The sequence below is a fragment of the Pseudobdellovibrio sp. HCB154 genome (genome assembly GCF_046267985.1).
GTDB lineage: Bacteria > Bdellovibrionota > Bdellovibrionia > Bdellovibrionales > Bdellovibrionaceae > Pseudobdellovibrio.
On the sequence record NZ_CP176530.1, the window covers coordinates 2,113,571 to 2,140,155 of the forward strand.

The 26,585-nt window shown below is 40.3% G+C and carries 25 protein-coding genes; 11 read left to right on the forward strand and 14 right to left on the reverse strand.

Going from position 1 to position 26,585, the window contains the following annotated elements; genetic code table 11:
* The first annotated feature begins 31 nt into the window (after positions 1–31).
* Complete coding sequence (locus ACKWCF_RS10280) at positions 32–496, forward strand: hypothetical protein (RefSeq protein WP_409477496.1); 465 nt, start codon at positions 32–34, stop codon at positions 494–496.
* 19 nt (positions 497–515) lie between these two features.
* On the opposite strand, the gene ACKWCF_RS10285 is transcribed toward ACKWCF_RS10280, so the two are convergent.
* The 4 genes from ACKWCF_RS10285 to ACKWCF_RS10300 all read right to left on the reverse strand — a co-directional run bounded on the left by ACKWCF_RS10285 (position 516) and on the right by ACKWCF_RS10300 (position 8,314).
* Positions 516–5,054: a beta strand repeat-containing protein gene (locus ACKWCF_RS10285; protein WP_409477497.1), complete on the reverse strand. Its 4,539-nt coding sequence runs from the start codon at positions 5,052–5,054 to the stop codon at positions 516–518.
* A 209-nt stretch (positions 5,055–5,263) separates the two neighbouring features.
* On the reverse strand, positions 5,264–5,827 hold the full coding sequence (locus ACKWCF_RS10290; RefSeq protein WP_409477498.1) for a rhodanese-like domain-containing protein: 564 nt from the start codon (positions 5,825–5,827) through the stop codon (positions 5,264–5,266).
* Between the two features lie 40 nt (positions 5,828–5,867).
* Positions 5,868–7,358 (reverse strand): lysine--tRNA ligase, encoded by a 1,491-nt coding sequence (gene lysS / locus ACKWCF_RS10295; protein WP_409477499.1) that lies wholly within the window; start codon positions 7,356–7,358, stop codon positions 5,868–5,870.
* Between the two features lie 29 nt (positions 7,359–7,387).
* Positions 7,388–8,314: a class I fructose-bisphosphate aldolase gene (locus ACKWCF_RS10300; protein ID WP_409477500.1), complete on the reverse strand. Its 927-nt coding sequence runs from the start codon at positions 8,312–8,314 to the stop codon at positions 7,388–7,390.
* Between the two features lie 127 nt (positions 8,315–8,441).
* On the opposite strand from ACKWCF_RS10300, the gene ACKWCF_RS10305 reads away from it, so the two are divergent.
* Positions 8,442–9,008 carry a NifU family protein gene (locus ACKWCF_RS10305; protein ID WP_409477501.1) on the forward strand — a complete coding sequence of 189 codons (567 nt, stop codon included), beginning with the start codon at positions 8,442–8,444 and terminating at the stop codon, positions 9,006–9,008.
* Positions 9,009–9,012: 4 nt separating this feature from the next.
* Here ACKWCF_RS10305 and ACKWCF_RS10310 read toward each other — a convergent pair whose 3' ends face one another.
* Positions 9,013–10,098, reverse strand: a complete 1,086-nt coding sequence (locus ACKWCF_RS10310; protein ID WP_409477502.1) for a DUF3943 domain-containing protein — start codon at positions 10,096–10,098, stop codon at positions 9,013–9,015.
* A 189-nt stretch (positions 10,099–10,287) separates the two neighbouring features.
* On the opposite strand from ACKWCF_RS10310, the gene ACKWCF_RS10315 reads away from it, so the two are divergent.
* From ACKWCF_RS10315 to ACKWCF_RS10335, 5 genes are all read left to right on the forward strand, one after another.
* The gene (locus tag ACKWCF_RS10315) at positions 10,288–10,794 is read left to right on the forward strand and encodes a hypothetical protein (protein WP_409477503.1); all 507 of its coding nucleotides are present in this window, start codon (positions 10,288–10,290) and stop codon (positions 10,792–10,794) included.
* A gap of 9 nt (positions 10,795–10,803) precedes the next feature.
* Entirely contained in the window at positions 10,804–12,312 is a 1,509-nt protein-coding gene (locus ACKWCF_RS10320) for a phospholipase D-like domain-containing protein (protein ID WP_409477504.1), read from the forward strand.
* A 20-nt stretch (positions 12,313–12,332) separates the two neighbouring features.
* On the forward strand, positions 12,333–13,805 hold the full coding sequence (locus tag ACKWCF_RS10325) for a phospholipase D-like domain-containing protein (RefSeq protein ID WP_409477505.1): 1,473 nt from the start codon (positions 12,333–12,335) through the stop codon (positions 13,803–13,805).
* A gap of 91 nt (positions 13,806–13,896) precedes the next feature.
* Complete coding sequence (locus ACKWCF_RS10330; RefSeq protein ID WP_409477506.1) at positions 13,897–14,766, forward strand: TIGR02147 family protein; 870 nt, start codon at positions 13,897–13,899, stop codon at positions 14,764–14,766.
* 202 nt (positions 14,767–14,968) lie between these two features.
* Entirely contained in the window at positions 14,969–15,520 is a 552-nt protein-coding gene (locus ACKWCF_RS10335) for a hypothetical protein (RefSeq protein WP_409477507.1), read from the forward strand.
* A gap of 69 nt (positions 15,521–15,589) precedes the next feature.
* Here the strand turns inward: ACKWCF_RS10335 and ACKWCF_RS10340 are convergent, their stop codons facing one another.
* From ACKWCF_RS10340 to ACKWCF_RS10360, 5 genes are read right to left on the reverse strand one after another with little or no spacing between them, the layout of a single operon-like run.
* Complete coding sequence (locus ACKWCF_RS10340; protein ID WP_409477508.1) at positions 15,590–16,561, reverse strand: deoxyhypusine synthase family protein; 972 nt, start codon at positions 16,559–16,561, stop codon at positions 15,590–15,592.
* 47 nt (positions 16,562–16,608) lie between these two features.
* Positions 16,609–16,746 carry a hypothetical protein gene (locus ACKWCF_RS10345; protein WP_409477509.1) on the reverse strand — a complete coding sequence of 46 codons (138 nt, stop codon included), beginning with the start codon at positions 16,744–16,746 and terminating at the stop codon, positions 16,609–16,611.
* Complete coding sequence (locus tag ACKWCF_RS10350; protein WP_409477510.1) at positions 16,746–17,633, reverse strand: ThiF family adenylyltransferase; 888 nt, start codon at positions 17,631–17,633, stop codon at positions 16,746–16,748. Before ACKWCF_RS10350 ends, ACKWCF_RS10345 begins: the two co-directional genes overlap by 1 nt.
* 27 nt (positions 17,634–17,660) lie before the next feature.
* On the reverse strand, positions 17,661–18,461 hold the full coding sequence (locus ACKWCF_RS10355; protein ID WP_409477511.1) for a TatD family hydrolase: 801 nt from the start codon (positions 18,459–18,461) through the stop codon (positions 17,661–17,663).
* A gap of 1 nt (position 18,462) precedes the next feature.
* A complete protein-coding gene (locus ACKWCF_RS10360; RefSeq protein ID WP_409477512.1) occupies positions 18,463–18,948 on the reverse strand; it encodes a hypothetical protein in 486 nt (161 codons plus the stop codon).
* Positions 18,949–18,977: 29 nt separating this feature from the next.
* Between ACKWCF_RS10360 and ACKWCF_RS10365 the strand changes: the two genes are divergently transcribed.
* On the forward strand, positions 18,978–19,910 hold the full coding sequence (locus ACKWCF_RS10365) for an HD-GYP domain-containing protein (RefSeq protein WP_409477513.1): 933 nt from the start codon (positions 18,978–18,980) through the stop codon (positions 19,908–19,910).
* A 107-nt stretch (positions 19,911–20,017) separates the two neighbouring features.
* The gene (locus ACKWCF_RS10370; RefSeq protein ID WP_409477514.1) at positions 20,018–21,061 is read left to right on the forward strand and encodes a hypothetical protein; all 1,044 of its coding nucleotides are present in this window, start codon (positions 20,018–20,020) and stop codon (positions 21,059–21,061) included.
* Between the two features lie 38 nt (positions 21,062–21,099).
* On the opposite strand, the gene ACKWCF_RS10375 is transcribed toward ACKWCF_RS10370, so the two are convergent.
* A complete protein-coding gene (locus ACKWCF_RS10375; protein WP_409477515.1) occupies positions 21,100–21,786 on the reverse strand; it encodes a DedA family protein in 687 nt (228 codons plus the stop codon).
* 75 nt (positions 21,787–21,861) lie between these two features.
* Here ACKWCF_RS10375 and ACKWCF_RS10380 point away from each other — a divergent pair, with 75 nt between their 5' ends.
* Positions 21,862–22,737 carry a pseudouridine synthase family protein gene (locus ACKWCF_RS10380; protein WP_409477516.1) on the forward strand — a complete coding sequence of 292 codons (876 nt, stop codon included), beginning with the start codon at positions 21,862–21,864 and terminating at the stop codon, positions 22,735–22,737.
* A gap of 122 nt (positions 22,738–22,859) precedes the next feature.
* On the opposite strand, the gene ACKWCF_RS10385 is transcribed toward ACKWCF_RS10380, so the two are convergent.
* The gene (locus tag ACKWCF_RS10385) at positions 22,860–23,744 is read right to left on the reverse strand and encodes a hypothetical protein (protein WP_409477517.1); all 885 of its coding nucleotides are present in this window, start codon (positions 23,742–23,744) and stop codon (positions 22,860–22,862) included.
* 105 nt (positions 23,745–23,849) lie between these two features.
* Between ACKWCF_RS10385 and ACKWCF_RS10390 the strand changes: the two genes are divergently transcribed.
* The gene (locus tag ACKWCF_RS10390; RefSeq protein WP_409477518.1) at positions 23,850–25,013 is read left to right on the forward strand and encodes an endonuclease/exonuclease/phosphatase family protein; all 1,164 of its coding nucleotides are present in this window, start codon (positions 23,850–23,852) and stop codon (positions 25,011–25,013) included.
* On the opposite strand, the gene ACKWCF_RS10395 is transcribed toward ACKWCF_RS10390, so the two are convergent.
* Both ACKWCF_RS10395 and ACKWCF_RS10400 read right to left on the reverse strand, forming a co-directional pair.
* The gene (locus ACKWCF_RS10395; protein WP_409477519.1) at positions 25,014–25,961 is read right to left on the reverse strand and encodes a hypothetical protein; all 948 of its coding nucleotides are present in this window, start codon (positions 25,959–25,961) and stop codon (positions 25,014–25,016) included. It lies immediately after the preceding gene.
* A 121-nt stretch (positions 25,962–26,082) separates the two neighbouring features.
* Positions 26,083–26,574, reverse strand: a complete 492-nt coding sequence (locus tag ACKWCF_RS10400; RefSeq protein WP_409477520.1) for a hypothetical protein — start codon at positions 26,572–26,574, stop codon at positions 26,083–26,085.
* Positions 26,575–26,585: the final 11 nt, after the last annotated feature.

Genomic DNA, 26,585 nt, shown 5'->3' on the forward strand with positions numbered 1-26,585 from the left:
CTAGCGTTAGGCTATTAAGGAGTATTTCGCTATGAAAACTATCGTTGCACTAGTTGCTACTATTTTATCTTTATCGGCTTTCGCTTCTGGTGGTCACCGCCCGACACCTCAACCTCTACCATTAATCGTAGGTGAATGGACTTCAGACACACCACTTTATAACAGCAATATCTGGATTTGGACGCGTTTTAATTTTACTGAGCAAGATATGACTTTACACGCGACATGCGAATTCAAAGGTCAAAACGTAAATCTTACTGTGGGTGTTAACTCACAAGTGGCTTACAACGGAAATTTAATCTACATCTACGAAAGACAAGAAGCTGGAGTAAATGATGGTTACCGTTACTGCAACGCTGCTTTATCTCCGTCAACTTGGGAATTCTACTTCACAGCTGGCGATGTTAATCACGCAGTCTTATTTGCACCGGTTCCGTACCAAATGCGTTTTAATATTTCGCGTGTAATGCCTGAAGATTTTAAATTAAATAACTAGTCGTGCCGCAGGCACGCATTTAATCAATACGTTTGATCGTGAGCGTTCCGTTATACGAGGACGCTCCGTAAATCATGTAAGTTTGATTCGCTGTCGCCGGACCACACGTAATAAAGTTTCCAGCGGTCAATGTTCCCATAAAATTCGATTCAGAAAACTGACCCACACCTAAAGCATGATCATGATCCCAAACTGCATCGGCTCTTGATTCTAAAGCCGGGCGATCCCCGTTTAAAGCAATACCTATAAATGTACTTGTTGTTGAGTTTCCTCTATGCACACAGCGCACTTCATAAGTTCCCGATTTTAAAATCGTACAACCGTTTGCGCTCGACGTGCAATCGATACTACTTCCTGCACCGCCACCACTTGACCACGCATTAACGTAATCAGCAGCAAAAGCTGTTGGTCCTTTTTTAAAGCCCCAAGATTTTTGCCCGTAGATTTCACCGGTTACTTTTAAATTACCCGCAACTTCAAGTTTTTCGGTAGGTGCAGTTGTGCCAATACCTACCGTGGCTGCCGAAGTTACAACTAACGTATTCACACTTGAAAACCCTGATGTCGTACCACCAGCCCCAAAGATCAGTAAGCCTCCGCTACCGTTCGTCCACATACCGGCATAGGTCGTATAGTCCTTCATTAAAACACCACCACCAAAGGCGTGTCCTGTCGGAGGCCCTACCATAATTGCTGAACTCACATTGGCTGATGGATTAAATGCCGCTGTGTTACTGACGGTTAAAGAATGAGTTGCGCTTGTTGTATTAATGCCAATATTTCCGGTAGATGAAATCAACATGCGCTCTGTATCCATTGTTCTAAAATGAAGATTCTTAACACTGCCTGAAACAGCGTTATTTCCTTCGATACCGATCGCAATTTTTTCGCTATCAGATCCAGCGCCGTTAAGCCCTAACCAAAAATAATCTGAACCGTAAGTATAACTTCCCCATAAGCGGCTCCCTAGAATTGTGGTTCCCGAAACATGAAGCTTCGCCGTTGGAGAAGCGACACCAATACCGACGTTACCACCCATGCGATTCAGCAGTAGACTTGAATAACCGCCAGCATTCTGACCTTGTAGCAACATCCCGTCGTGACCTTGACCGGCTTGAATATAACCGTAACGATCGAAAGCCCCACCTGAAACAGTTTGGTGACGAAGCTCAAGGTAAGGAGACTCGTTATTTGTTGCCGTATAAGCTTTTCTAAAAGTAGCCAGTGTTCCAAAAGTTTCATTACGGGTAACTGTTATTCCCGAACCAGAAACATCCAGCGTATTTATTGGTGCACTTGTGCCGATACCGACATATCCAGTTGAGCCGTCTAACGCAAAAAAGATATCTCCGGTTCCGCTGGCTTCGCTACGGATTTCATAACCGTTTGTTCCGTTGTAACGAAACGCTAAGTCAATGGCATCAGTCGTATCGCGCAAACGAATCATATCAGTGGCGCTTCCTGTGGATTGATGCACAGAAAAAAGAACTGATGAAGCATAACCACCAACACCCACAGGGCCGCCATTGGGATTAAAAATTAAAGGATAGTTCGTTGAAAGATCTGTACGATTAACAGATTGTAACCATGCGCCGCTGCTGCCGTTAGTTCCGACATCTAAAGCTAAAGTGCTTTTTCCGAAGCGTGCAAGTAATCCTGTTTGCGAAGTGCCACTTGTCGCAGGTAACGAATTGACCACCGAAGAAATAACATCTAATGCCGCGGTTGGTGTCGGAGTTCCGATACCTAAATTTCCTGTAGTATCTAAACGCATTTTTTCTACATTATTAATTTTAAATGTGATCGGCATTGATCCGTAATGTGTGGCAATCGCCAAACTTCCATCCGGATAAGACGGTGGCCTAATACCAATCGACCACATCTCGCCGTTTTGATCACTGCCAGAATAATATGAATTAACGGTACTACCGCCCCAAGTGGCCGCGCTATACACTGTCGCACTAGTTGTTACTCTGAATGTGCCGTTCACATCTAAATTGTATTGTGGATTCGTTGTACCAATTCCGACTTTACCCGTCGAATAACCAAGCGATGTTCCGCTGGCTACCCATGCTGAAGCAGACGCCGCTGATACCGGCGTATAACCTAATGCTGCAATCACTGAAGACGATGTTACCCCCACACCCGTCGCAAGCGTCTTACGTGTGTTTGTGCCATCAGTATAATACAAATTAAAACCATCGTACTCAATCGCACCTGAAGCCGGTGTCGTTAACAATGTTGAGGATGTTAATTTAAACGCTGCTAGTGATGAGGTGCCTGCAGCTAAATGCAATCTTGCTGTCGGCAAAGTAACACCAATCCCCACATAACCCGCGAAATGGTTTTTAGAATTCGCACCGGCAGAATAAATATTGTAAGTTTGCGAAGCCGCCGTAATAGATTGATCTGATACATACAGACCATAGTTATTTGTAACACCAGCTCCTGTGGCAGTATCTACAAATATACCATATTTATTTGCAACCGATCCACCTAAGCTTACAGCAGCAAACCATCCCGCAGCCAAATTCGTGGCCGTGCCACTCGTATTGTACGCCAATGCGTTCACCGAAAGAACATTCGTCGTATTACCGGGACTGTTATTCAAAACTATAGGATACTGACCCATTAATGACGTCGTATCACCACGACTTTCATTATCCACGACAAGATAGTTACCGATAATCATTGATTGATTTGCAGTACTAGATACTGAATTTTGAACGATATCAAATCGTCCCGCAACTAAACCAGTAACATCGGATGGAGCATTTAATATTGTAGAATTAAAACTTCCAAATGTATCCATGGCCGAAAAATCAGTAATCGTTTCTTGAACCGAAAATGGCGATGAATAAGATCCAGCTCCCACCATCGGACCATAATCCATCCAATTACCTACCAACGGAGAGTTACCAACCACGACTGGCCCTTTAAGATAAGCTGATCCAGAGACTGCTAATTTATAACTTGGATTGTTTGTTCCAATACCTACATTACCTGTTGAATAACTAATCGCTGTACCACTGCTTACCCATTGCGAAGCTGTAATGGCCGCCATAGAGGCTGAAAGATTTGCTACCGAAGTTGATAACGCTGTAACTGAAGTTCCCATATTAGAAACTGTCGTAGAAAGAGTTGAAACCGTATTTGATAAACTTGTTACCGTTGCAGAAACTGAAAATACATTTGAAGATAAAGTGCTGACTGAGGACGAAACAGTTGAAAGATTATTTGATAACGAATTTACCGTCGAAGAAACCGAAGACAAATTTCCCGATAAAATATTTACGCTCGATGAAACTGCTGCAATGGTTGAATTTGCAGTAGTTACTGAAGATGAAACCGCAGATAACGAAGTATTTAACGCTGAAACCGTTGCACTGTTAGCTGGCGTATAACCTAAAGCAGAAATAACAGTACTCGAGGTCACACTTCCACTAAAACCGCTCCATGAAGTGCCATTACAATATTCTACATTCGAACCGTTATATCTTAACGTTCCTGCAAGTGTTGAATCACAAGTTGCTGCCTCTGCACCGATACGGATACCACCCATAACATCAAGTGTAGTTACAGGACTTGATGTGCCAATACCCACGCGGTTATTGTTCATTACGTTTAATGTTTGATAGCCATCACCAATCACAATGCCGTTATTGGCAGGTGCGCTTACACCGCGACCAATTACAAAACCAGAATAGTTTACGTTATTGTTACTACCGAAAATAAAAGCTTCGTTACCGCCACTGCCGTTACTGAACACTTTATTGTTGTAACCAATCACAAAACCAGAGTTACTTCCGCCACCACCGTTATCAATGTTGTTATTAAAACCTAAAAGGATACTGTTGTTAGACCCACCGCCACCAGTGCTTTGTGTGTTGTTCGCACCCAGTGCATAAGAGTTACTTGAAATACTTGGCAATGTGTTATTTGAACCAACCGAAGTCAGATTTGTTAAACTTGCTGGCTGAACAGGTTCATAACCAAGTGCCGCGATCACAGTAGAACTTGTCACACCTCCGCCGCTGATGGCTTCACAAGAAAAACTAACGCCGTTATAACTTAATGCTTCACCTGGATTACATGTCGGAAGCCCACTTAATTTCTGCGCTTCAGTCGCATACATCGCGTAAGGTACGGCATTGATACTCATCGCTGGCAATGTTTGCCAGCCGGTACCATCATGAAATTGCATCACGATTTTTCTAGTATCATTTGCACTTGGCGAATAAGTGCCAGGTCCGCCCGTATCACAAGACAATGTCGGTGTAATGTTAGAAAATACTTCTTCAAATGTTGTGGCTGATGCCGGATAAGTTTTTACACCTGAGCCCAACGAGAAAGAAATCAATCCGCCCGTCGAAGCCATATTCACTGACGAATAAGTCTCAGAATATAAAATACAAGTTCCTGCCGGATCTAAAATCGTGAATTTAAAATTTACGCTTGTTGATTCTAACGGAAGACCGTCTGGTTTTACGATTTTAGCTTGATAGGTTGTTACACCTGGAGTTGCAAAAGCCAACTGCGCGTTTATAAAAATAAACACGAACAAAATAAAACTTAAAAAGTTCAGGGTTCTAAGCTGACTTACACCGCGGTTCTTCACTCTTAACTTGTCGGAATTATTGACAAAAAAATTGAACTTTTCAGTGCACTAAAGCTGCTATAAATGATTTAAAAACAAAAAAAGCTGCTAAAGGTCCAGCCCTTGGCAGCTTCTTATTATCTCAGAGTGAGACAGTGTGTTTTAAAAAATTATAAACAGTCTTTAGGCTTCCATTGTAAAAAGCAGTTTTTAGCTTTTTTCGTGACCAGATCTTTTTGAAAGTCTTCGCTTGTTAAAAGCTTCCATGGTTTTTGCGGTTCAGCTACAGCAAATCGATTATTCTGGCCTTTTAAAGATTTTTTTAAGTCATTAATACTTTTCATTTCGATGGTATCAATTTCTAGATAACTTAATAACCATTTCCATTTTTTATTTTCAATGGCATCAGCCTTATCATTTAAAAGAACAATAGTCTTATCAGGATGAATCCCTTTACTTGCCAAACGTTCAACGGTTTGTAAAAGATCCGGATCAAGCACCCGGGTTTTCTTTTTCGGATTCGTTAAAACTAAAAAATCTTCCCACCAAAGGTTTTGCGAACCTTCGATATGAAATGATTCATATAAAAACGGATTGCGCGTATCAATCAACACCGCTTTTTTTTCATAAACGTGAGCTGATTCGTCGATCACTTTCGTGGGCTTTTGTTGGCAAGCCGCCAACAAACCCAGCGAAAAAAATAACAAAACTAAAGACTTAATAAATTTATTCATCCCTATCTCGAATATAACCGTAGCAAAAAAGGCCTGGCACCTATTTAACGATTTTCATTGTTGGGAAGAACAAGATATCGCGGATTGATGGGCAGTTTGTCATGATCATAACCACACGCTCAATACCGATACCTACACCACCCGTTGGCGGCATACCTGTTTCGATCGCGTGTAAGAAATCTTCATCCATCGGATGTGCTTCTTCATCGTGACCACGGTTAGCTTCTTGTTGTTTAAGACGCGCGCGTTGTTCTTCTGGATCATTTAACTCAGAGTATGAGTTACCGATTTCCATACAAGCTGCGAACGGCTCAAAACGTTCAACTAGTTTATTGTTATCACGGTGAATTTTCGTTAACGGAGAAATTTCAACTGGGTGATCCATCACAAACGTTGGTTGCCATAAGTGCGGCTCAGCAGCCACTTCAAACACTTTCATTTGCAGTTCACCTAAAGATAATTTATCCATCTGCATTTTTTTTAGTTTAGCTGGCTCTTCATTTTTTTGAAGGTAATCAACTAAAGCTGCGCGATCTTGTGGATCAACTTTCGCGTGAATTTTAACACCATCTAAAACAGTAATTTTGTTCCACGGCGGCGTGAAATCGATTTCTTTATCTTGGTACATAACCTTCATCGACCCAGTCACTTCTTTACAAACTGTAGAAACTAATTCTTCAAATTGTTTCATTTGGTAGTTGTAATCCGTGTAGGCTTCGTAGAATTCAAGCATTGTAAATTCTGGGTTATGAGTACGGTCAATACCTTCATTACGGAAGTTCTTACCGACTTCGTAAACTTTTTCAAAGCCACCTACGATAAGGCGTTTTAAATAAAGTTCTGGAGAAATTTTCATAAAAAGCTTCATATCTAAAGCTTTGTGATGAGTTGTAAATGGAGTCGCAGCCGCTCCGCCGTATAACGGCTGAAGCGTTGGCGTTTCAACTTCCATAAAACCACGGTCATCTAAGAATTTTTTGATCGCCTTGATGATTTTAGAACGAGTTACAAAAACTTTTCTAGAATCTGGATCAGAAATTAAATCTAAGTGTCTGTGACGGTATTTAATTTCAACGTCTTGGATTCCGTGGAATTTTTCAGGAAGTGGTTCTAACGTTTTAGTTAAAACCTGAAAGTTTTTTACATAAAGAGATAACTCACCTTTTTGTGATTTAAACATGTAACCTTCAAGGCCCACGATATCACCAAGGTCGATTAGATCAAAACTCGTGCGGCCAGCTTCAGATTGCTCTTCAACTTTAATGTAGCACTGTAAAGTTCCTGTCTGATCTTGCACGTTGAAAAAGCTGGCCTTACCCATCGCACGTAAAGTCATTAAGCGACCTGCAATGCGGAAAGTAGTTTCAGGCTTCTTCTCACCAGCCACTAGATTAGAAAAATCACGAATTAACTGTTCGATATGAACAGTTTTATCGAATGAATAAGGAAACGGGTTAATACCCTTTTCCTTAAGCGCGTGAAGTTTTTTTCTTTTCTCGGCTTTAATTGGATTATCGTGCATTTCAGACATAGTAGTTATCCTTAACTAATTGTTGTTACTTATTTTAAAGGTTTGCCGGCGAAAGTTTCCATCACGTTATGTAATAACTCGATAGATTCTTTTTTCGGACGTTGGAAAGCATTACGGCCCATGATCGAACCGAACCCGCCACCTTGAGCGATTTCTTTGATTTCAGCTAATAACTCTGGAGTTCCTTTAGCTTCACCGCCAGAGAAAATCACGATACGTTTTCCGTTGTAGCAAGATTGAACCACGTGACGGATACGATCAGACATTGTTCCAACTTTGATACCTTGAGCTTCGTAAACTTTTTTAGCTTCAGCTTGTTCGATATGTGCACTTGGTGGTTTTACTTTGATAATGTTTGCACCTAATTGCGCTGCGATGTGAGCTGAGTATGCAATAACATCGATACCAGTTTCACCTTCTTTAGAAATTTGTTCACCACGAGCGTATGACCAAATAACAACAGCAAGACCCGCTTTTTTAGCTTCAGCAGAAGCTTTAGCGATTTCTTCGTACATATTTTTTCTAACAGCAGAACCTGGGTAGATTGTAAAACCGATACCCGCACAACCTAAACGTAAAGCATCGTCTACAGAAGATGTTAACGCTGAGATTGGATTTTTTGATCCGTAAAGAACATCAGAGTTATTGATTTTTAAAATTAATGGAATTTCACCAGCGTAGTCACGCGCACACGCCGATAAAGCTCCTAATGGGGCTGCGTAAGCGTTACAACCAGATTCGATCGCTAAATCAAAGTGGTAAGAAGGATCGTAAGCATCTGGATTTTTCGCAAATGTACGTGCCGGGCCATGTTCGAAACCTTGGTCAACCGGAAGGATAACTAATTTACCTGTTCCTGCAAGTTTACCATGATTCATCATACGAGCCATGTTTGTTAATACACCGATGTTTTCGTCACCATACCAGCTTAAAATCTCACGTACACGTGGGGTCATTCTACTATCTCCTGTAAAACTACATTGTTTGTTTAGACGCAGAAAGCCTATCGAAAAAACCTATCGTTAGCAAAGATTTACGAGGAAAAATTTGTAAATATCTAACACACCTGATAAATATATTCTGATGAAATCAGATGCAGGAGCAGTCATGAAAGTTACATACGAAACTACGCCAAATCCAGCGACATTAAAGTTTGTTTTCTCTAACAAGATTGCAGATCAACAATCTGACTATCCAAATGTGGAATCAACAGACACAAGCCCTCTAGCTGCCAAAATTTTCGGCTTTCCGTGGGTTTCTAGCGTCTATATTGGCCAAGACTTCATGACAATCACCAAGCAAGACTGGGTTGATTGGTCAGTTATCGCTCAACCACTAACAGGCCTACTTTCCGAGCACGTCTCTTCAGGCCAACCAGTATTCGTTCAAAAGACCGTAGATCCTGATATCAATGAAAATGACTCAGTGATCGTAAAACAGATCAAAAAAGTTTTAAAAGAAGAAATTCGCCCTGTTGTCGCAATGGATGGCGGCGATGTTGTTTTCAGTAAATACGAAGATAACGTGCTTTATATTCAAATGAAAGGCGCTTGCAACGGCTGCCCTTCATCACAAGCTACGCTTAAAGATGGTATCGAAGTTCGCATGAAAGAAGCGATTCCAGAAATCAAATCGGTTGAAGCTATCTAAGCAATTACCATTTAAATTCGATTGTAAAAAACGGACACATGTCTTTTTTGATGCCTAAGTTAGGTTGGGCTTCAACACCGCAGTTGGCCATAGTAAAACCAGCGCGGCCGCTTTTGATCACTTGTGTTCCAAAGATCTTGTTAATATAAGGACGCAGAGTTTCTGCTGAGTTTAATAATAACTTCGCGCCGAAACCTAACTTGCGTGATCCTAGAACCTCTCCGTTATTGTTTTCAACTTTTTGGTAAAGCTGTAAGAATAATTCACCAATTAATGAACCAATCACCGGCGTGGCCCATAAGTCATTCCACGATGGTGTTTCAAACACTGATTCAACGCCGTATTCCCAAAAGAATGTCGACATTAAAAAGCTGTAACCAAATGATTGCAGCTTACCGTAGCCAGAAATACGCGCGGCTTGATAATAAATAGAACCAGAGATCGGATGTAAAACGAAGTTTACAAACGGACCATCTTTATCTCTTACCGGGCCGTTCTTCCAATGTTCTTTCACTTGGTGCACAGGACCGTTTTCTTTTAAACCCTTAATATCCCAACCAGAACTATCGGCATCTTGCGAAGCAAACGCAGCTACAACGCCACCACTTAATAAAGCGATGTTACGTGTGCGCTCATAAAGAGCCTTACGGCGCTCGCTGGGTTCGCCATTACCTTTAAATAAATCAGGATTATTTTGAAAAATCTGTTGTTCGGGAGTTAACGAATCTTTAGTAACTTCTGTTCCTAACGTCACTGACACGTATGGATTGTTGGGATCTTGGTTACACATTGAGGGATTCGCTGGCCAACCCTTAGTTTGCAAGTGTTTGTACATTTCATAACAGCCTTGGCGGTCACGGGTATCAACCACAATCACCTGCTGAGCTAGCGTTTTTGCAGTGACCTCTTTTACGATTTGTTGAAATTGTTCTTTCGTTACCCAACGATCCAGTGGCGAAGACTCAGCAATGATCTTCTTAAGTTCCGGTGAAATTTCTTGGGCTTGTCTTTCTGCAGGCGTTTGTTGCGCTTGTGCAGAAATTGTTAAGGCCAAAACAACGGCGAATGATTTTAAAAAAGTTTTTTTCATACAAGAAAAACAAACTACAAAAACACGACCAACTTTAAGTTAACCTGCTGATTTTAAACTATCTTTTGCTGTAAATAGGCTGCCAATCTCCGGCGGCTGTCAAATCTCTGAACAGGAAATTCTTACCAACTCGAATCTACAAGATTTGGTTGGGAACATTTTTTGTAAAACCGTCTAGCGAGGTATCAGTTGAAGCTAAATCAGATTGCTCACTATTTTGTGGTTCTTGTGTTGTCGGCAGCAGCCGGAGCTCTGTATTTCGCGCCTAAAAAGCAAACTAAACCTTTAGAGCAATTAACTCTTCCTTCTTTAATTAGTCTCAATTTGAATCAATCGGTTTTCTTAACTAAAACCTATGAAAAAACTGAGTTTAACGGCATCGCTGAAAACTTAATTCGCGAACAACAGATCGGTTTCAAGGCCCGACTATCGCCGGTTTATTCAGGTTTAAATGCCAACTATTTAATGACATTCTTTGAAACGACAAAATCAACACCTGAATCACGTGACATTCAGTTTGTTATCTTTAAAAAATTTCAAGACTACTATCGTATCGTAGCTACTCTAAAAGTAACCGATATCCAACAAAGCTCGATTAAGCTGTCTTTTGGATCCATCGATTTTTTGAATCAAGAACAATTCAATTTAAACACATTACAATTAGCACAAACTTTAGAAATCGAAGAAAACTTCTAGGAGCTTTATATGAAAAACTTAGTTCTTGGCTTTATGACGATGTTAGCAGTTCAAAATGTTTTTGCTGACAAAATCGTTATGCTTGAAGGAACCAAAGAATCTATCGAAGCCCGCAAAGATTTAGTTTCTTCAGCTGATTCTGAAATTCGCGCTCAATACTACACAATTGAAAACGATGAAGTGGCTAACGGTGGTTTAGCGATTTTACGTGACCTTGCCATTAAAAAACCGAATACACGTATTAGAATTATTGTCGATTCTTTAAATAATTCAATGTTACGCGAAACAATGGCGGCCTTTTTATCTGATGACCAAGGTGAGCCACTAAAGAATATCGAAATCCGCGAATACAATACATTTAAATGGTATGCCCCTTGGCGCTACACAAAGCGCATGCATGACAAAGCTTTAATCGTTGATAACGATGTTCTTATTTCTGGTGGTCGCAACATCGCCAACGGCTATTTCGGTTTAAAAGACAAAGACCAACCCACTCATTCAGTTCTTGAAGATACAGATATTTTAGTTATGGAAAGTCCTGCAGTGAATGAAGCTGCAACATACTTTGATAATCTTTGGAATTCTAAATTCGTAAAAGCTGTTAAATTAGGTGATTTTTCTATCAGCCGCTTAAAACCAGGTGCTTGCGAAACAAAACGCCACCAATCTTTAGATAAACCTAACCGCAATGAATACGAATCATGCGAATACTTTCGTAAGCGTAATATTCAGCTTGTCGGCAAACAGCGTGCTGAACTTATCCGTTTAGCCGTAGCTCACAAAACAAATATCACAAAAACAGAAGCTACTGCGAAATGGTCAACTAATAAAAGTGTTATGGAAGTTGGATCTATCGATTATATCTTTGATAATCCGGTAGGCCAAAAAAGCTCTTTAAAAAAGCCAGAGGCTGTTGAAGACAATATCGCAAAACAATTATACCAAGCAATTCGCACAGCCCAGCAATCAGTTGTGATCGTAACACCTTACTTAGTAGTTACCCCTGAACAAGAAGAGTTATTCAAAGAATTACGTGCAAGAAAAGTAAAAGTTCGTATTTTTACAAATGGTGTAAATTCTAATGACGTGCCAGTAGCTCACGTGGGTTACTTAAACACACGCAAATTAGCTCTTAAATATGGCGTGCAAATCTGGGAATACAACGGACCAGATACATTGCATGCAAAAATGGTTTTAATTGACCGTAACAAAATGTTTATCGGTTCTTTTAACTGGGATTTCCGTTCGCAAAACTTAAACCGTGAAGTGGGCGTAATTGCTACACTAGCAGAAAACAGTACGATCAAAGTCGATGAAACAGATGTTTTTGCTAAAATTGCTCGTATTTACGAACGCTCTACCCGTTTAGGAAACAAAAAACATCTTAATGACGACATCGGCGATGATGGCGAATTCGATGACGATGATATTTCAAACTTGTCTAAAGAAATCAGATCAGGAAATAAAAATATCCTGTTCTGGCAAATCATTTACCCATTAATAAAAAAACAACTGTAGAAAGCTAACTGGAGTCATCAATGAAGAAACTATTATTAGCTCTTATCGCAGTTCTGGCCAGCAAAGCAGCCTTTGCCGATAAGATCGTTTTTTTAGATGATCCGGATGATTCATTAAAAGCCCGCGCCCAATTTATTTTAACAGCTGAGCGTGAGATTCGCGTTCAGTACTTTACCATCGAAGATGATGAAGTTTCAGCTTCAGGTTTAAGTTTACTTCGCTATGCCGCCGAACGCGGAGTCAAAGTTCGCATTATCGTAGATGCTTTACACAATTTAATGTCGGATGAAAAACAAGCGGCCTTATTGTTAAATCCAAATATTGAAATTCGCGAATACAACAATTTCAAAATCTACGCTCCGTGGCGCTATTCTAAACGCATGCACGATAAGGCTATGATTATCGACCGTCATGCTTTGATTTCTGGCGGAAGAAACGTAGCCAACGGTTACTTCGGTAAATTTTCTGATAACGACGATGACCCAAAACCTGTGCTTGAAGACACAGACGCTTTAGTTCTTGAAAGCCAAGCCATCAACGAAGCTGCCCAGTACTTTGATAGCCTGTGGTTTTCTCGTTTCGTAAAACCAGTTGATTTAGGTTGGAAAGATAAAAAGAGTTTAGCTGAAGATGCCTGTGATGACCTAAGATGGCGCGATAACATAAATGAATACGACAACTGCGAATACCGCAGAAGACAAAACATCAAAAAAATTCAACAAGCGCAGTTAACTTTAAATTCAGCTTACCAAAAAACAATTGCTGAACACGGTATTCCTCAAAGTAAACAAGCTGTATTAGCCGACTGGGATACCTTAGCCGTGCGTACGGGAAACATTGATTACATTTATGATAATCCGATAGGCCAAAGTTCTAGCTTGGAAAAACCTGAAGCCGTTGAAAATAATATCGCCAAACAACTTTACCAAGCTATTCGCCGCGCTTACAAAAATGTAGTCATTGTTACACCTTACTTTGTTGTAACCCCTGAACAGGTTGAGCTATTCCGCACACTACGCCAACGCGGAGTTAAAGTAGAGGTTTTTACAAATGGCGAACATTCAAACGATGTTCCTGCGGCTCACGTGGGTTTTAGACGTACGGTTCATTTGGCCGTGAATGAAGGCGTTAAAGTTTGGGTTTATAACGGACCAGACACATTACATGCGAAAATGGTTCTTATCGACAACCAAACACTTTTTGTGGGTTCTTATAACTGGGATTTCCGCTCGCAAAACTTAAACCGTGAAGTTGGTATTATCGCCGATATCACAGCGGTTGAACAAAAAAACCATTTACAAGATGATATTCAGGATAAGTTAGCGCGTATTCTTTCACGTTCAACTTTACTGGGCATGGAAAACCGCATGAACACCAACATCGGTCATTTAAATGAACGCCAGGTTAGAAAATTAGCGAATATGATCCGCAGTGCACATGGTAACACTTGGTTGTGGGAATTATTATTCCCACTCGTCAAAGAGCAGCTCTAGTAAGTTGTTAACTTCGGTTAACAACTTACGTGCTCAAATCAGACACGGAGCTGGTCTTTACAAGCTGATTGTTTCTTGATGAAATTTTACTATGTCAGCTCAGAATTTTCCGGACGTTAAAACCTACCTTGATGCCAATCAATACCTTCGCGATGTCTATAGTTTCAGAAAAAAGCAGAGCCCAGTTTTTTCTTATGAAAACTGGGCGCGCGAATTAGGTATTACCAGCAAATCTTATTTACGGTTTGCGATTTTGGGACAAAGATCTATCTCTGATCATTTGACGCAAAAACTGACGACATCGTTAAATCTCAATAAAACAGATGCCGAGTATTTTGCGATTCTCATCCTCTATACACAGTGTTCTCATTTTGAACAAAAAAAAATTTACGGCCGTCAATTGACCCAGCTTCTCCGAAATAATATCGAGGTGAAAGAGTTAAACATTAAGACTGATGCCGTTCTTCACCCGCTCTATATTGTGGTTCGAAGTCTATTAAGCTTTTCAGATATTGAGCGCTCTCCGACGGTCATTGCACGGCTTTTAAGTCTGAAATTAGACGAACTTCAGCCTATTCTACAACTCTTAGAAAAAGAGGGTTTAATCAAATTTAATGGACACGAATGGACTGCCGTTCACGATAATGTTAAGGTTCCTGACTCTCCTGGAAGAGAAGCCATTCTCGCCTACCACAGGCTAAGCCTTCTCAAAGCTATCGAAGCGCAAAACCTTTCTCCCGAAGAAAGAACGTACCGAAGCCTAGGAATTGCTTTAACACGCGAAGAATACACAGAGTTTCTCCACGACTTTGATGCTTTTGCAAAAAAAGTTTACGCAAAATACTCTGGCGACCAATTCTTTGAACGCCGATTTTATCAATTTAATTTCAATCTATTCCCATGGACTGAAAAACAAAACACGATTGAATCCCGTGCTCAATCTGTAACCGACCATCCTTAAGCGTCTGCTTTAAAGACGACCGACTACCAATTCAACAGTTTTTGTTAGCACGAAGTAAGGCTAACTCATCTAAGCCCGTTTTTAAACGTGGCCTTGCGCTTGCAATCTAATCTTCACAACAAGGCAACGTCTTTCGTGAGTATTTTCATCATCCACAAGAGGCTTCGCGTTTAACAAACTCATTCACGAAAAGGAATAACTTATGAAAACAGCTCTTAACACTTTAGCTACTCTACTATTAATGACTTCGGCTTCAGCCTTCGCACAAGGTGGACACGATATTGGCAATGCTAACGCACAACAAATTTTAAATTTAAAACAAACAGATGATTTAACTGGATACAAAATTGAAATAGAAAAATACGACAAAACCATCTCAGAAACCGCTGTTTTCATCGACGACAGCAATGTTCAATTTAAGTTTAATGATGGCATTGTTTGCCGTGGAACTTACGATATCAAAAGACCTAGAACTGATTTTGTTTGGCACCAACAGGCCAGAGCTTATCTAGCAACATCTTACACGCCATCGAGTGAAGAGGTGGAAGAATCTAATACACGCCTAAAAACAAAGTCTGACTTGGTTATGAAACTTGATTGTTCAAATGGACGCTCTACAGTTCGTATTTACCGCCTACATAATCAAATGGATATTTCAAATTACGTTGGCGCTCTAACGGGTTGGTATAAAATTATTCCGTTCACAGAAGAAGATGGCCGCGCCGAATCTCTAAAGATTACGCGCACGAAATAGAAACACTCGCATCAATAAAAAAAGGCAGCTACAAGCTGCCTTTTTTCGTTTTTAGATGTGATCTAAGAACTATTGACCTAATACATATGCGAACATTAATGGCGCACAGATAGAAGCGTCAGATTCAACGATAAACTTAGGTGTATCAACACCTAATTTACCCCAAGTGATTTTCTCATTAGGAACTGCACCAGAGTATGAGCCGTATGAAGTTGTTGAGTCAGAGATTTGGCAGAAGTAGCCCCATAAAGGAACGTTATCTTGCTCTAAATCTTGATCTAACATTGGAACAACGCAAATTGGGAAGTCACCAGCAATACCGCCACCGATTTGGAAGAATCCAACATTTTGTTTTTTAGCCGCTAAGCCCATGTACCATTCAGCCCAGTAAGTCATGTACTGAATACCACCTTTTACAGTGTGAACATTTTTGATGTTACCTTTCATCACGTGACCAGCGAAGATGTTACCAGTTGTTGAATCTTCCCAACCTGGAACAACCATTGGAAGATTTTTTTCAGCAGCAGCTAATAACCAAGAATTTTTTGGATCGATTTGGTAAAACTCTTTTAATTTACCGCTCAATAAAATTTTGTACATGAATTCATGTGGGAAATAAGATTTACCCTCTTTATCAGCTTTAGCCCACTCTTCGAAAACTACGCGCTCAATACGACGGATAGCTTCTTCTTCAGGGATACAAGTGTCCGTTACACGGTTTAAGTGACGGTCTAACAACTCTTGCTCTTGTTCTGGAGTTAAATCACGGTAGTTCGGGATACGCACGTAGTGATCGTGAGCTACTAAGTTGTAGATATCTTCTTCTAAGTTTGCACCAGTACAAGAAATCGCGTGAACTTTACCAGCACGGATCATTTCAGCTAAAGATAAACCTAACTCTGCAGAAGACATTGCCCCCGCAAGAGTTACTAACATTTGGCCACCGTTATTGATGTGTGTTTTGTATCCAATGGCAGCGTCACGTAAAGCAGCCGCATTGAAATGTCTGAAGTGATGATCAATAAAGTTTGTAATAGTCATTTTATAAAACTCCGTTTTATTTTATTAAAATTTGAAGACGTTGAAATTTAGCCTAAGTCTTTCCACGAAGGAAGGGCTTTTTTCTGTTTTTTCATGTCGTACCATTTGTAAAGAGTCACTCCCACAACTGTAAGACCCGCTAAAAAAACCATTAATGAAAAACCGAAGAAGATCACTAAGCTCATTAGTTCACCACATCTGATGTCGGCGCTGTTGCAGCTGCAGCTAACACTTGGTTTTGCGTCATTACATCACGCACAACCCATGAAGCCATCACTAAGCCAAATGCACCAGTGACGAAACTTGCTGTTCCGTAGATCACGCTTCTATGAAGGCATGAATGCGGATCATATTCACCTTGTGGACAAACGCATTTAAAACCTTGGCCGTTATCGTAGTTAAGTTCGATTGAAGGCATTGGTAATTCATCTGAATAAACACATGGAATACCGAAAGCACCGCGACCACGTGGAAAGTTATACTCTTGGCGTAAAATTTTACGTAATGAGTGCGCTAAAGGATCAACTTCAGTTTTTGCAAGGTCTGCAATCTTAACGCGAGTTGGATCCATCTTAGCTGAAGCCCCACAGCTTGTGATGACTTTTAAGTTTTGTGTGCGGCATTCATTTAAAAGAAAAGTTTTTGCCGTGATATTGTCGATGCAATCTAAAATATAATCAGGTTTTGCTGATAAAATTTCTGCAGAAGTGTCTTTGTTGTAAAACACCGGTTTTGCAATCACTTCAGCTTGCGGATTAATTTTACGTAAACGTTCTGCCATGATCTCGGCTTTTTTCTTACCAACCATACCTTGAAGAGCATGTAACTGACGGTTGGCATTCGTAATACAAATCTCATCGTGATCGATTAAGGTAATTTTACCTACACCTGAACGCGCTAAAGATTCAGCCGCCCATGAACCAACACCACCAAGACCTAAAATCATCACGTGCGTGTTGAAAAGAGTTTTCATATTTTGATCGCCCACAAGACGACCCATGCGGTCGAAACGGCGGTGCAAAACGTAGTTAGTTTCTTGAATCTCAAACGGTTTAGTTGGCTGAATTTCCATAGGGAAATACAACTACCAAAGATAAGCCTAAGTGAAAAGCATTTTGAAGTTTTCGGTGGTTTTTTCTAAGACCAAATCTAAAGGCATTTGTTTGATTTCAGCGACTGTTTTAGCCACAAGTAGCACAGATAATGGGCTATTTTGTGGCTCCGCCCATCCTTCAGGCGCCTGATCTGGGCAATCGCTCTCTAAAAGCAGCTTTTCTAGCGGAATCGCCTTTACCGCTTCCATCAATTTTTTGTTTTTCTCATGAGTGACAGCCCCACCCACCGAGATCAAAAAGTTAAGATTCATATACTGTTCAGCCACTTCAAGCGACGAGTTAAAGGCGTGAACCATCCCACCGACTTCGTCGGCTTCCCAAATATTTAAAACTTTTAAAGCCTCGCTGTGCGCACGAACAACATGAAGTACCAATGGTTTTTTAAAAGCTTTAGCTAACTGAATTTGATTTTCAAAAAACACGATTTGACGATCGCGCACATCATCAGAAACGTTGTTTGGATTTTGAATATACTTTTCACGAAAATCTAACCCCGTCTCACCAAGCCCCGAAGCTAAATTTATAATTTTAGCTAAATCATCTATCGCTTGTTCACAAGTGGCTTCATCATTTTCAGCGACAAAGTACGGATGCAAACCAAAAGCATTTTTAAAATTTTTAGGATACTGTTTCTGTAAAGCGATTTGGCGTTGCCAGCCTTCAGGGTTTACACCGGCTTCCATAAAAAGATCTAAATTTTTATTTAACGAATCACGCATCCAGGTTTGGCGCAACTCTTCAGAAACGCGCGGATCTGTCCAATGACCGTGACAGTCGCTGTACATTTTAGAAACCTAATTTTTTCATTAGGTCATCGATTTCGCTTTGCGCTTTCAGAGAGTTTTGTTTACTAAACTGTTCTGAGATCCAACGCAAACGTTCAATGAAATTTGGGCTAATTACTTTTTTAAGTTCCACCATTGGCAGATCAATTTTTTTAATCAAAACATTTAACGCTTCAACCGCATCTAACAATAACGCGACGGTTACATCATAGAGCTTAGAGTTATCTTGAATTTCGGCGGCTTTATACGCCACGACTTTACAAAGAGATGTGTAATCCGTGACCAAATTCAAACCATGGTCTGGTTCAGCCATCATCGCAATACTTGCTGCGGCCCCCATGATGCGGTCAATCTTATTAGCGAAGACTTTTAAACTTTCTTTCTGCGAGAAGTCGCCTTCCATCTCTTCTAAAAGCTCAATGCTTTCCGTGATGATGGTATTGGACTCTTCGAAAAAATCATTCAAAATATCTGCATCTAGTGACATACTTAGAAAGTCTACCAAAAGAGAAAAGAATGGCAAAGGATTACGTATCAATCAGAGTTAGTACCCTCCGCGGCGATCAAAAGATCGACTTTGATGCTTACCTTAAAATTGATGAAAAATGGATTTTATACCTCCGCCAAGGCGACTCTTTTGAAGGTACCCGCTTAGAACGTCTTAAAACTAAAAAGTTAAAAAAGATGTACATCTCAACTGAAGATGAAGGCCGTTACCGCGATTACATGCAAAAAAATATCGAGATGGCTTACGACGATAAATCAGGAAAAGACATCAAAACCCGCTCTGAAATCATTCAAGGGGCCCAACAGAATAACGCTGAAGAGGTTTTCGAACGCCCTGAAAACGCCGAAGCTTACGTGGCCGCCAAAGACGCTTCTGCGAAATACGTAGATTTCTTAGTTAAAAATAACGATGCCGTTAAAGCCATTGTCTCTTTACCGAATCTTGATCAAAGCATCGCTCACCATGGCGTGACCGTTTCAACTTTAGCTGTAGCACTCGCTGAACAACTTAAACTTTTCGATGCAAAACAGCGACAACTCTTAGCTTTAGGTGGCTTGTTGCATGATTTTGGTCATTACGATACGCCAATTAAAATTGCCCGCCCAATGAGAGATTTCTCGAAAGAAGATCTAGAGATTTACAAAAAACATCCGGTTGAAGGCGCACAAAAAGTTAAAGATAAGAACCATATGGATTTAGCGGTCACAACAATCATTCACCAACATGAAGAAAAGTGTGATGCTTCTGGTCCGTTAGGTTATTCAGAGCAACAAATTGACCCGATGGCTTTAGTGACAAGTGCTGCTAATACCGTTGACCGTTTGATGACTTATGAAGGTTTAGGCCGCGAACAAGTTGTAAAACACTTGATGGTTCAAGAAATGGGTAAATACCCGCTCGAATACATTCAAACCCTGGGCAATATTCTTAAGTCCATTTAATCCGCTTCTAACTACTCCAAATCCTAGACTAAGGTTTTATCATAATTACCGTCACGAATACCGATAACAACATATGATTTAACGTCGTTTGACGACAGGAGTTTCTAATGAAGCCATCTTCATTTGTTATGGGTTTTGAAATTAAAACAACACGCGGACCGGTGTTAAAACCAGTTTCCTTAGAAATTTGGGATCAAAATTCACGTTTTGCAGAATTCACGCCCCACCCTCCGTTAAAATTTCAAAATGACTCTTTAGTGGGTTTACAGTTTCAAAAGCTGACGAACTTTTTGAGTTCTCCAAAACAAAAAGATTTTATCAGCCACGCGGTTGAAGAATTATGCCCGTATGCGACTCTTTTTTATTCAAGCGCTGACCGTCTTTTTAAAATCCAAGAAAAGCTTAAACCTGTTGATGAAAAATTAGTACAAGCTTTTGAAAACCAATGGTTTGCTTACTGGGATGCCCAAGATTTTTCTAAAGGAATTAGCTTTAATAAATTAGACCAAGCCTTTGATATACTTTCGGAATTTGAATCTCAAATGAAAGCGCCTTTAATGTATAACTTTACTTTAAAGTTCTCGAAAAAATTCAACGATCACTTACTTTCAATGTACTCATTTTTGTTCCACTTACGTTCATTGATTGCTTTAGATCACAATATTCATATCGATGATTCATCGTTTGAATCCGTTAAATGTGATTCAATTTCTGACTACTTACCACGCGCCGATTTTACAACAAACGATGCCTTGGTTTACTGGCAATTTAAAAAATTAGCGACGCCGTTTGTGGGTCACAAAGATAAAGATGTACGTATTGAAAAGCTTTTCGTTGAACCTATGCAACGTGCTTTTGACCAATACAACCACAACGCTTGCGCGCTAGTTGACCAGTTACCGCAAGATGTTCTTTCACACCAAGCAAATGCCGACCTAGAACAATACCTACACCAAATCCAAATGGACTGGTTATTAGGTTCATCAGCAGGTTTATTATTCCGCGTGCGTGAAGAGCTATTTGGTTTACACCACGGTTATGACAAAGTTTTCTGGCCCGAATCTTCAGGGCAAAAACCTAAAAAACCAACACACTTCAAAGTGTGCTTTGAATTAACAGAACAAGATTTAGGCGTTAAAAAAATCGCCTAGCTACAACCAAAAATTTTTAATTTTTTCGCGGCTGCCCGTTATAAGGCGGCCGCTTTTTTTGATGAGCGCCATTTCATAAACAGGTAAACCAATAGCGCGATCACACATAGACCCAGCACCACAAATTTAAATTTACGTAACACGCCTAAGATATCTTCACCATAGTGAGCTAAAATTAAAATCTGCGTTGGCACTGAAATCATCGCTGCAATTCCATCAACAAGGGCGAACTTCCAAGCTGGAAACTTCACCATACCGCACGCTAAATGCCCCGGAAAACGAATGCCCGGAGTAAAACGAAAAATCCCGCAAGCCAGTGATCCGTATTTATGCGTCCATTTTTCAATGCGCATACGACCTTCAGCAGAGATCACTCTTTTAACCGGCCCCCACTCAAATACTTTTGAACCAAAAAACCGCCCTATGCCGTAAATTAAAAAATCCGACAGAAAGACGGCAAAGAAGGCCACAATCGCAGCCGTTGTTGGATGTACAAAAGGAGCATCTGGAAATGGTGGTGGATACTTATCAGGGTTAGCCCCCATATAGGCTAAAATACCTACCGACACTAAAGTGACTTCTTCAGGAAGCGGAAGACCTACCGCCGATAAAAGCATCATCACGATCAAGAAAAAATAAATCCACCCCGGCTCATAAGCATATGGGGCTAAGCAAGTTAACTTGTCTGCATTATTGAACAGACATTGCATGGTTTCTTGAAACATCTAAATATAATGAAACGAAAAGCCCACAAAGTTAAGGTCTTGAGTTAAATAGGTACAGTGTGCTATTCAAACGTAATGCTTAAAAACCAAACTCAAATCCAGTCTCAAGGCTTCGAATACGGAGTTAAGCATTTTAATAGCCCAAAGTCTGGTGCGCTTAATGAAATCATCGCTGAAGTATTAGAGCAGTCACTTGAGCAAATTAACTTCCTCATTCAATTAGGAAGTGTTTATGTGAGCAGCAAACGCGCGCAAGAAAATGAGCAAGTCACAGAAAATACGCACATTCGCGTGCACACAAAACCGCGCAGATACAATGTCAATTATGACTGGAAATCGCGCATCGTCTTTGATCACCAGGATTTTGTGATTTTAAATAAGCCCAATAATATTCCAAGCCACCCTTCAGTTGATAATCAAATCGAAAACTCGCTGACACAATTATCAATGGCTTTAAATACAAAACTCTTAATCACTCACCGCTTAGACACGTTAACCGAAGGCTTAATCGTTTACGGAAAAAACAATCAGTTCGTAAATAGCTTTAATACGCAATTACAAAAAAAACTGATCACTAAAAAATACGTGGCCTTAGTTGAAACAACCGAAAAACTTCCGAATCATTTAGTGCACTATATGGAGCCATCACCGCGCGCGCCAAAAAAAGTTTCACAAGTGGCTCACGAAGGCTGGGATATCTGCGAACTTAAAATCGAACAGCAAAAAATCTTTGATCACTACAGCTGGATTAAAATTGATTTACTAACCGGTCGCACGCACCAAATTAGATCACAGGTTTCAGAAATGGGCGCCCCAATTATCGGCGATAGACTTTACGGAAGCCGCTTAGGCGACGATAAAAATAAAATCGCCCTGCGCGCCCAAGAGATCGAATTCACTTGGCTGGGACAAAGCCATCAAATCAAAATTTCAGAAGATTTTGATATTTAAAAATAAAAAAGCGACTTACTTCTAAGTCGCTTTTTTATTAAAAACTCTATCCAATCTAGACTCAGACGGCACGATGCCGTCTGAAAGGCCGGCTAGGAAAGCCAGCCAGCGCAGCGGCCGATCTAAAACAATACGCCGTTCGTTAAAATCGTGTAGCTCATCTCGTCGTCTTTTTTAGCTAACAAGTCTTGCTCACGTTGAACACCGATTGTGAAGCTTAAATCTTTCATCGCACGAACTTCTAAACCTAAACGGTAATCAAGAACACTTGATCTGAAAGTATCTTGGTTATTCGCACCTGAAGCATTTGACCAGCTTTCGATAAAGTTTAACGCTGGCTTGATAGAAAACATTTTACTTAATGAACGCGATAGCTCTACACCGTGTTCAGAGTCAGCAGCTTTAGTTGTACGAATTTTACCCGCTGAATTTACGTATGTAGTTGTTCTTTGAAAGAAGTAACTTGGCTTAGCGTAGAAGTTTAAATCTGTATAACGAGCAAAGTTCCAACGTAAAGATTGCTCTAAACGAAGACGTGCAATCATGCCTTCTTCTTTTGAACCATCAGAAGTTGGTAAGTATAAACGAGGTGCGAATCTGTAGCTCCACTCAGCCGGTAATGATTCTTCTAAAAGATTTGAAAAGGCCGCGACAAAAGAAAAGTCACGCACACGGGCTTTATCATTTGTTTCTCTGCCAGAGTTTGTTGTGCCTTGAAGCGCATAACCAAAAGCTGGGCGAGCCGAGATACGGAAATTATCTGAAACTCTGTAGTTAAATGAAAGGTAAGAATCGAAAATATCAAAAGAAGATAATTGCTCTGACTGGTTATTTAGGGTTTGGCCACCAAGAAAGTACCATGTAACACCGAATTTGTTTCTTTCGGCTTTCTTTTCGCCCACTGAAGCAGTGCTTGTACCCGCTGCTGCTGATTCATTTTCGCTTTGAGCATTTGCAAAGCTTACTGCAAAGATCATCGCTACCAATAATACGCCTTTTAACTTCATGATTCCCCCATAAGTCTACCGGACAGAGTTGCCTGTATGTATATCACAGCGCGGTAAAAATTGTCTAAACTACCTTTAAAATCCGGTGTCGATTACTGTCATAACATGGAAAAAATACAAGCTCTTTTTAAGATTCAATCAAGATTAACTCTAGTCGCTTTTATGTCGCTTTTAATGGCTTTTACAGGCTGCAAAAGCAAAGACACTAAGGGTGATTCTGCGGCCACAAAAGCCTCTACAACAGACATCGTAAACCCTGAGCGTTTAGCTAAGGCTGAAGACGAGATTTCGGTGATGACGTTTAACGTAGAAAACATGTTCGACAACCTTCACGATAAAGGCACTGAAGACTACACGTACCTTCCCCGCGCCCAAAAAGGTTCTGCCGAAGTGGCTGAATTTTGCATGAAGGTAAAATCAAAGTTTTACCGCGAAGAATGTAATTATAAAGACTGGAACGACGAAATCGTAGCTTTCAAACTTTCTCAAGTTGGAAAAACGATTAAATACATCGACCACGGTAAAGGCCCTGACATTATCCTTATGGCTGAGGTTGAAAACCTGAATATCTTAAATCAATTGGTTGATACTCAACTTAAAGATTTTGGGTATCAAACACGCGTATTAATCGAAGGCCCAGATTTACGCGGTATTGATCCAGCGATTATCTCGAAATTTCCACTTAAAGGTAAACCGGTTTTACACCTTATCCCTTATAAAGACGAAAACCCAGAGCAACTTAAATACGCTAAACGTTCACGTGGTGTGATTGAAGCGACTGTAATTTTGCCGAATAAAAAAGAATTAACAGTTATGGCGGTGCATTTTCCATCACAAGCCAACCCGACTGAGTGGAGAAAACAAGCCATTGAGTTTGTAAAAAACAAAATGCTTGAGTACGAGAAAAAAGGCCGTGCTGTGATCGCCGGTGGCGATATGAACACGACAGCAACAGAAGAAGGCCGTAATGGTTACTTCTCGAAAATTTTCAGCCAAGCAGGCCCAGTGTCTCACTTAGTGGGCTGTGATCATTGCAAAGGAAGCCATAACTACAAAGGTGAATGGTCATTCTTAGATGTGATGGTTTACGGAAATTCAATTTCTAAAGCGGGATTAACTTTAATTCCTGAATCAATTCAGGTTGTGATCACGCCTGACAACAGCATTCACGGATCACCTCTACGTTTTGACGACGAAAAAAAAGAGGGAGTTGCTGATCACTTCCCTCTTTATTCAAGACTTAAAATTTCAAGTTCTAAGAAAAAATAACTAGCGTAAGAATCTAGTTAAATCGATGCGAGGGCGTGAAGCACAATCTAACGCCTTCGAAGATGAATTATCGATAGTTAATGAAGAATCTTCTAATTTAACTAAAGTCGCTTTTACTTCTGCAGGCTTTTGACCTTTTAAAGTTTTACCATCACGAACAACATTTAACTCACCATTTGCGCTTAAACATGAACCTAAGTTTACAGTTAAGTTAGGGTTCACATCTTTTAATGTGATCGCACCAGTTCTTGCACCGTGCATACGAGCATTCACTCTTACCGCAGTTACTTTAACCGCTTCGTTTAACATTTCAGATGAACCATCCCACGCAAATTCAAGTTTGATTTGAGTGTTTGAGTAAGCTGTTGTGTTTTTAGCTAAACCTAATTCTTCAGTTTTTTCGATTGTTAAAACGTATGATCTTTCACGTACACCTTTAGAGATCACGATACGGTCACTCATGTTATTCGAAGAAATAAACGGGCCTTTTAGAGAGCTCTCTTTAAAGTGTTTTGTCTCTAATTTCGTGTTTTCTGATTTTAAAACCAAAGTAACAACTTTGCCGTCTTGGTCTTTTTCTAATTTTTCGATGGCGTAGTTGATACGACCTGCGAATTGGCCTGTTAACTCACTTTCAAGATTTGAATCTGTGTTCATATCTAAAACGTCTGGCTCAAATTTACCTGTAGTAATAGATAGATTTTGTAACTTTGCGTACTCAGGATTTAAAACTGATTTTAATAACGCTAAACCGTCAAAAGCGCGGTCTAAAGAAACACCTAAGTATCTTGCTGCTTCGGCGTTGTCTTTTTCGATATTTAGAGATTGAACATCACCTGAACCGCTGCGATTGCCGCCAGTTAGAAGCTTGTCGTCTTTGGGTGCGCAGGAAAATAAAGACGCCGTTACGATTACAGTTGAAAGCGTTAAAACCAGTTTGTTTTGCATAAGCTCATCCCCCGAAAATGGTGCGACAAACATATATCAAAACTTAAAGCAAAACGCCCATAAGAATATGGGTCTTGGCCGATTCTTAAAGAATTCTTGAAAAAAGTACCTGTTTTTTAGGCTATGAATGCAGCTCTAGGCTTGAGCGGATCTCGTTCCAGAACCAATTTAAGTGGGGGTCTTGAGATATAAACTCATTAATTGGCTTTGAATTCAATTTTAGGCGTAAACGCAAGAAACTCTCCAGATCATCAAAGCCCGGCCCGATGGTTACTACTTTTAAAGTGTCAATCGTTGAAAGCTTTTGAAAAACCTGTGTTAACTCATAAAAGTGGCTGTAGTCGTTACGTTTTAAAATCAGATCAGGCTCGATACCGTTTTTCATCCAACGGCGAAAAAGTGCGTTTTGTAAGATCGATTTTAAATGAGTTTTTTGATGATAATTTAAAGAACGGTAAACTTGCGTTTCATTCATCGCGGCGAACAAATCACAACCGATAAATTCGTCTTGTGACTTACGTAACGAATCAATAACTTCCGGGATCCGAAGAAGTGATCTTCGAATCAAACAATCGTCAATGAGTGCTCCGTCCGTGAAGTAGATGACCGTCATAGTCCTCGCCT

Excerpts from the sequence above, each read along its gene's own strand:
- ACKWCF_RS10310 (WP_409477502.1), bottom strand. The coding sequence starts at position 10,098 with ATGAAAAAAACTTTTTTAAAATCATTCGCCGTTGTTTTGGCCTTAACA.
- ACKWCF_RS10360 (WP_409477512.1), bottom strand. The coding sequence starts at position 18,948 with ATGTCACTAGATGCAGATATTTTGAATGATTTTTTCGAAGAGTCCAAT.
- ACKWCF_RS10400 (WP_409477520.1), bottom strand. The coding sequence starts at position 26,574 with ATGACGGTCATCTACTTCACGGACGGAGCACTCATTGACGATTGTTTG.
- ACKWCF_RS10290 (WP_409477498.1), bottom strand. The coding sequence starts at position 5,827 with ATGAATAAATTTATTAAGTCTTTAGTTTTGTTATTTTTTTCGCTGGGT.
- ACKWCF_RS10355 (WP_409477511.1), bottom strand. The coding sequence starts at position 18,461 with ATGTACAGCGACTGTCACGGTCATTGGACAGATCCGCGCGTTTCTGAA.
- ACKWCF_RS10380 (WP_409477516.1), top strand. The coding sequence starts at position 21,862 with ATGCTTAAAAACCAAACTCAAATCCAGTCTCAAGGCTTCGAATACGGA.
- ACKWCF_RS10335 (WP_409477507.1), top strand. The coding sequence starts at position 14,969 with ATGAAAACAGCTCTTAACACTTTAGCTACTCTACTATTAATGACTTCG.
- ACKWCF_RS10350 (WP_409477510.1), bottom strand. The coding sequence starts at position 17,633 with ATGGAAATTCAGCCAACTAAACCGTTTGAGATTCAAGAAACTAACTAC.
- ACKWCF_RS10320 (WP_409477504.1), top strand. The coding sequence starts at position 10,804 with ATGAAAAACTTAGTTCTTGGCTTTATGACGATGTTAGCAGTTCAAAAT.
- lysS (WP_409477499.1), bottom strand. The coding sequence starts at position 7,358 with ATGTCTGAAATGCACGATAATCCAATTAAAGCCGAGAAAAGAAAAAAA.
- ACKWCF_RS10390 (WP_409477518.1), top strand. The coding sequence starts at position 23,850 with ATGGAAAAAATACAAGCTCTTTTTAAGATTCAATCAAGATTAACTCTA.
- ACKWCF_RS10395 (WP_409477519.1), bottom strand. The coding sequence starts at position 25,961 with ATGCAAAACAAACTGGTTTTAACGCTTTCAACTGTAATCGTAACGGCG.
- ACKWCF_RS10340 (WP_409477508.1), bottom strand. The coding sequence starts at position 16,561 with ATGACTATTACAAACTTTATTGATCATCACTTCAGACATTTCAATGCG.
- ACKWCF_RS10330 (WP_409477506.1), top strand. The coding sequence starts at position 13,897 with ATGTCAGCTCAGAATTTTCCGGACGTTAAAACCTACCTTGATGCCAAT.
- ACKWCF_RS10280 (WP_409477496.1), top strand. The coding sequence starts at position 32 with ATGAAAACTATCGTTGCACTAGTTGCTACTATTTTATCTTTATCGGCT.
- ACKWCF_RS10300 (WP_409477500.1), bottom strand. The coding sequence starts at position 8,314 with ATGACCCCACGTGTACGTGAGATTTTAAGCTGGTATGGTGACGAAAAC.
- ACKWCF_RS10385 (WP_409477517.1), bottom strand. The coding sequence starts at position 23,744 with ATGAAGTTAAAAGGCGTATTATTGGTAGCGATGATCTTTGCAGTAAGC.
- ACKWCF_RS10370 (WP_409477514.1), top strand. The coding sequence starts at position 20,018 with ATGAAGCCATCTTCATTTGTTATGGGTTTTGAAATTAAAACAACACGC.
- ACKWCF_RS10365 (WP_409477513.1), top strand. The coding sequence starts at position 18,978 with ATGGCAAAGGATTACGTATCAATCAGAGTTAGTACCCTCCGCGGCGAT.
- ACKWCF_RS10345 (WP_409477509.1), bottom strand. The coding sequence starts at position 16,746 with ATGAGCTTAGTGATCTTCTTCGGTTTTTCATTAATGGTTTTTTTAGCG.
- ACKWCF_RS10305 (WP_409477501.1), top strand. The coding sequence starts at position 8,442 with ATGAAATCAGATGCAGGAGCAGTCATGAAAGTTACATACGAAACTACG.
- ACKWCF_RS10375 (WP_409477515.1), bottom strand. The coding sequence starts at position 21,786 with ATGTTTCAAGAAACCATGCAATGTCTGTTCAATAATGCAGACAAGTTA.
- ACKWCF_RS10325 (WP_409477505.1), top strand. The coding sequence starts at position 12,333 with ATGAAGAAACTATTATTAGCTCTTATCGCAGTTCTGGCCAGCAAAGCA.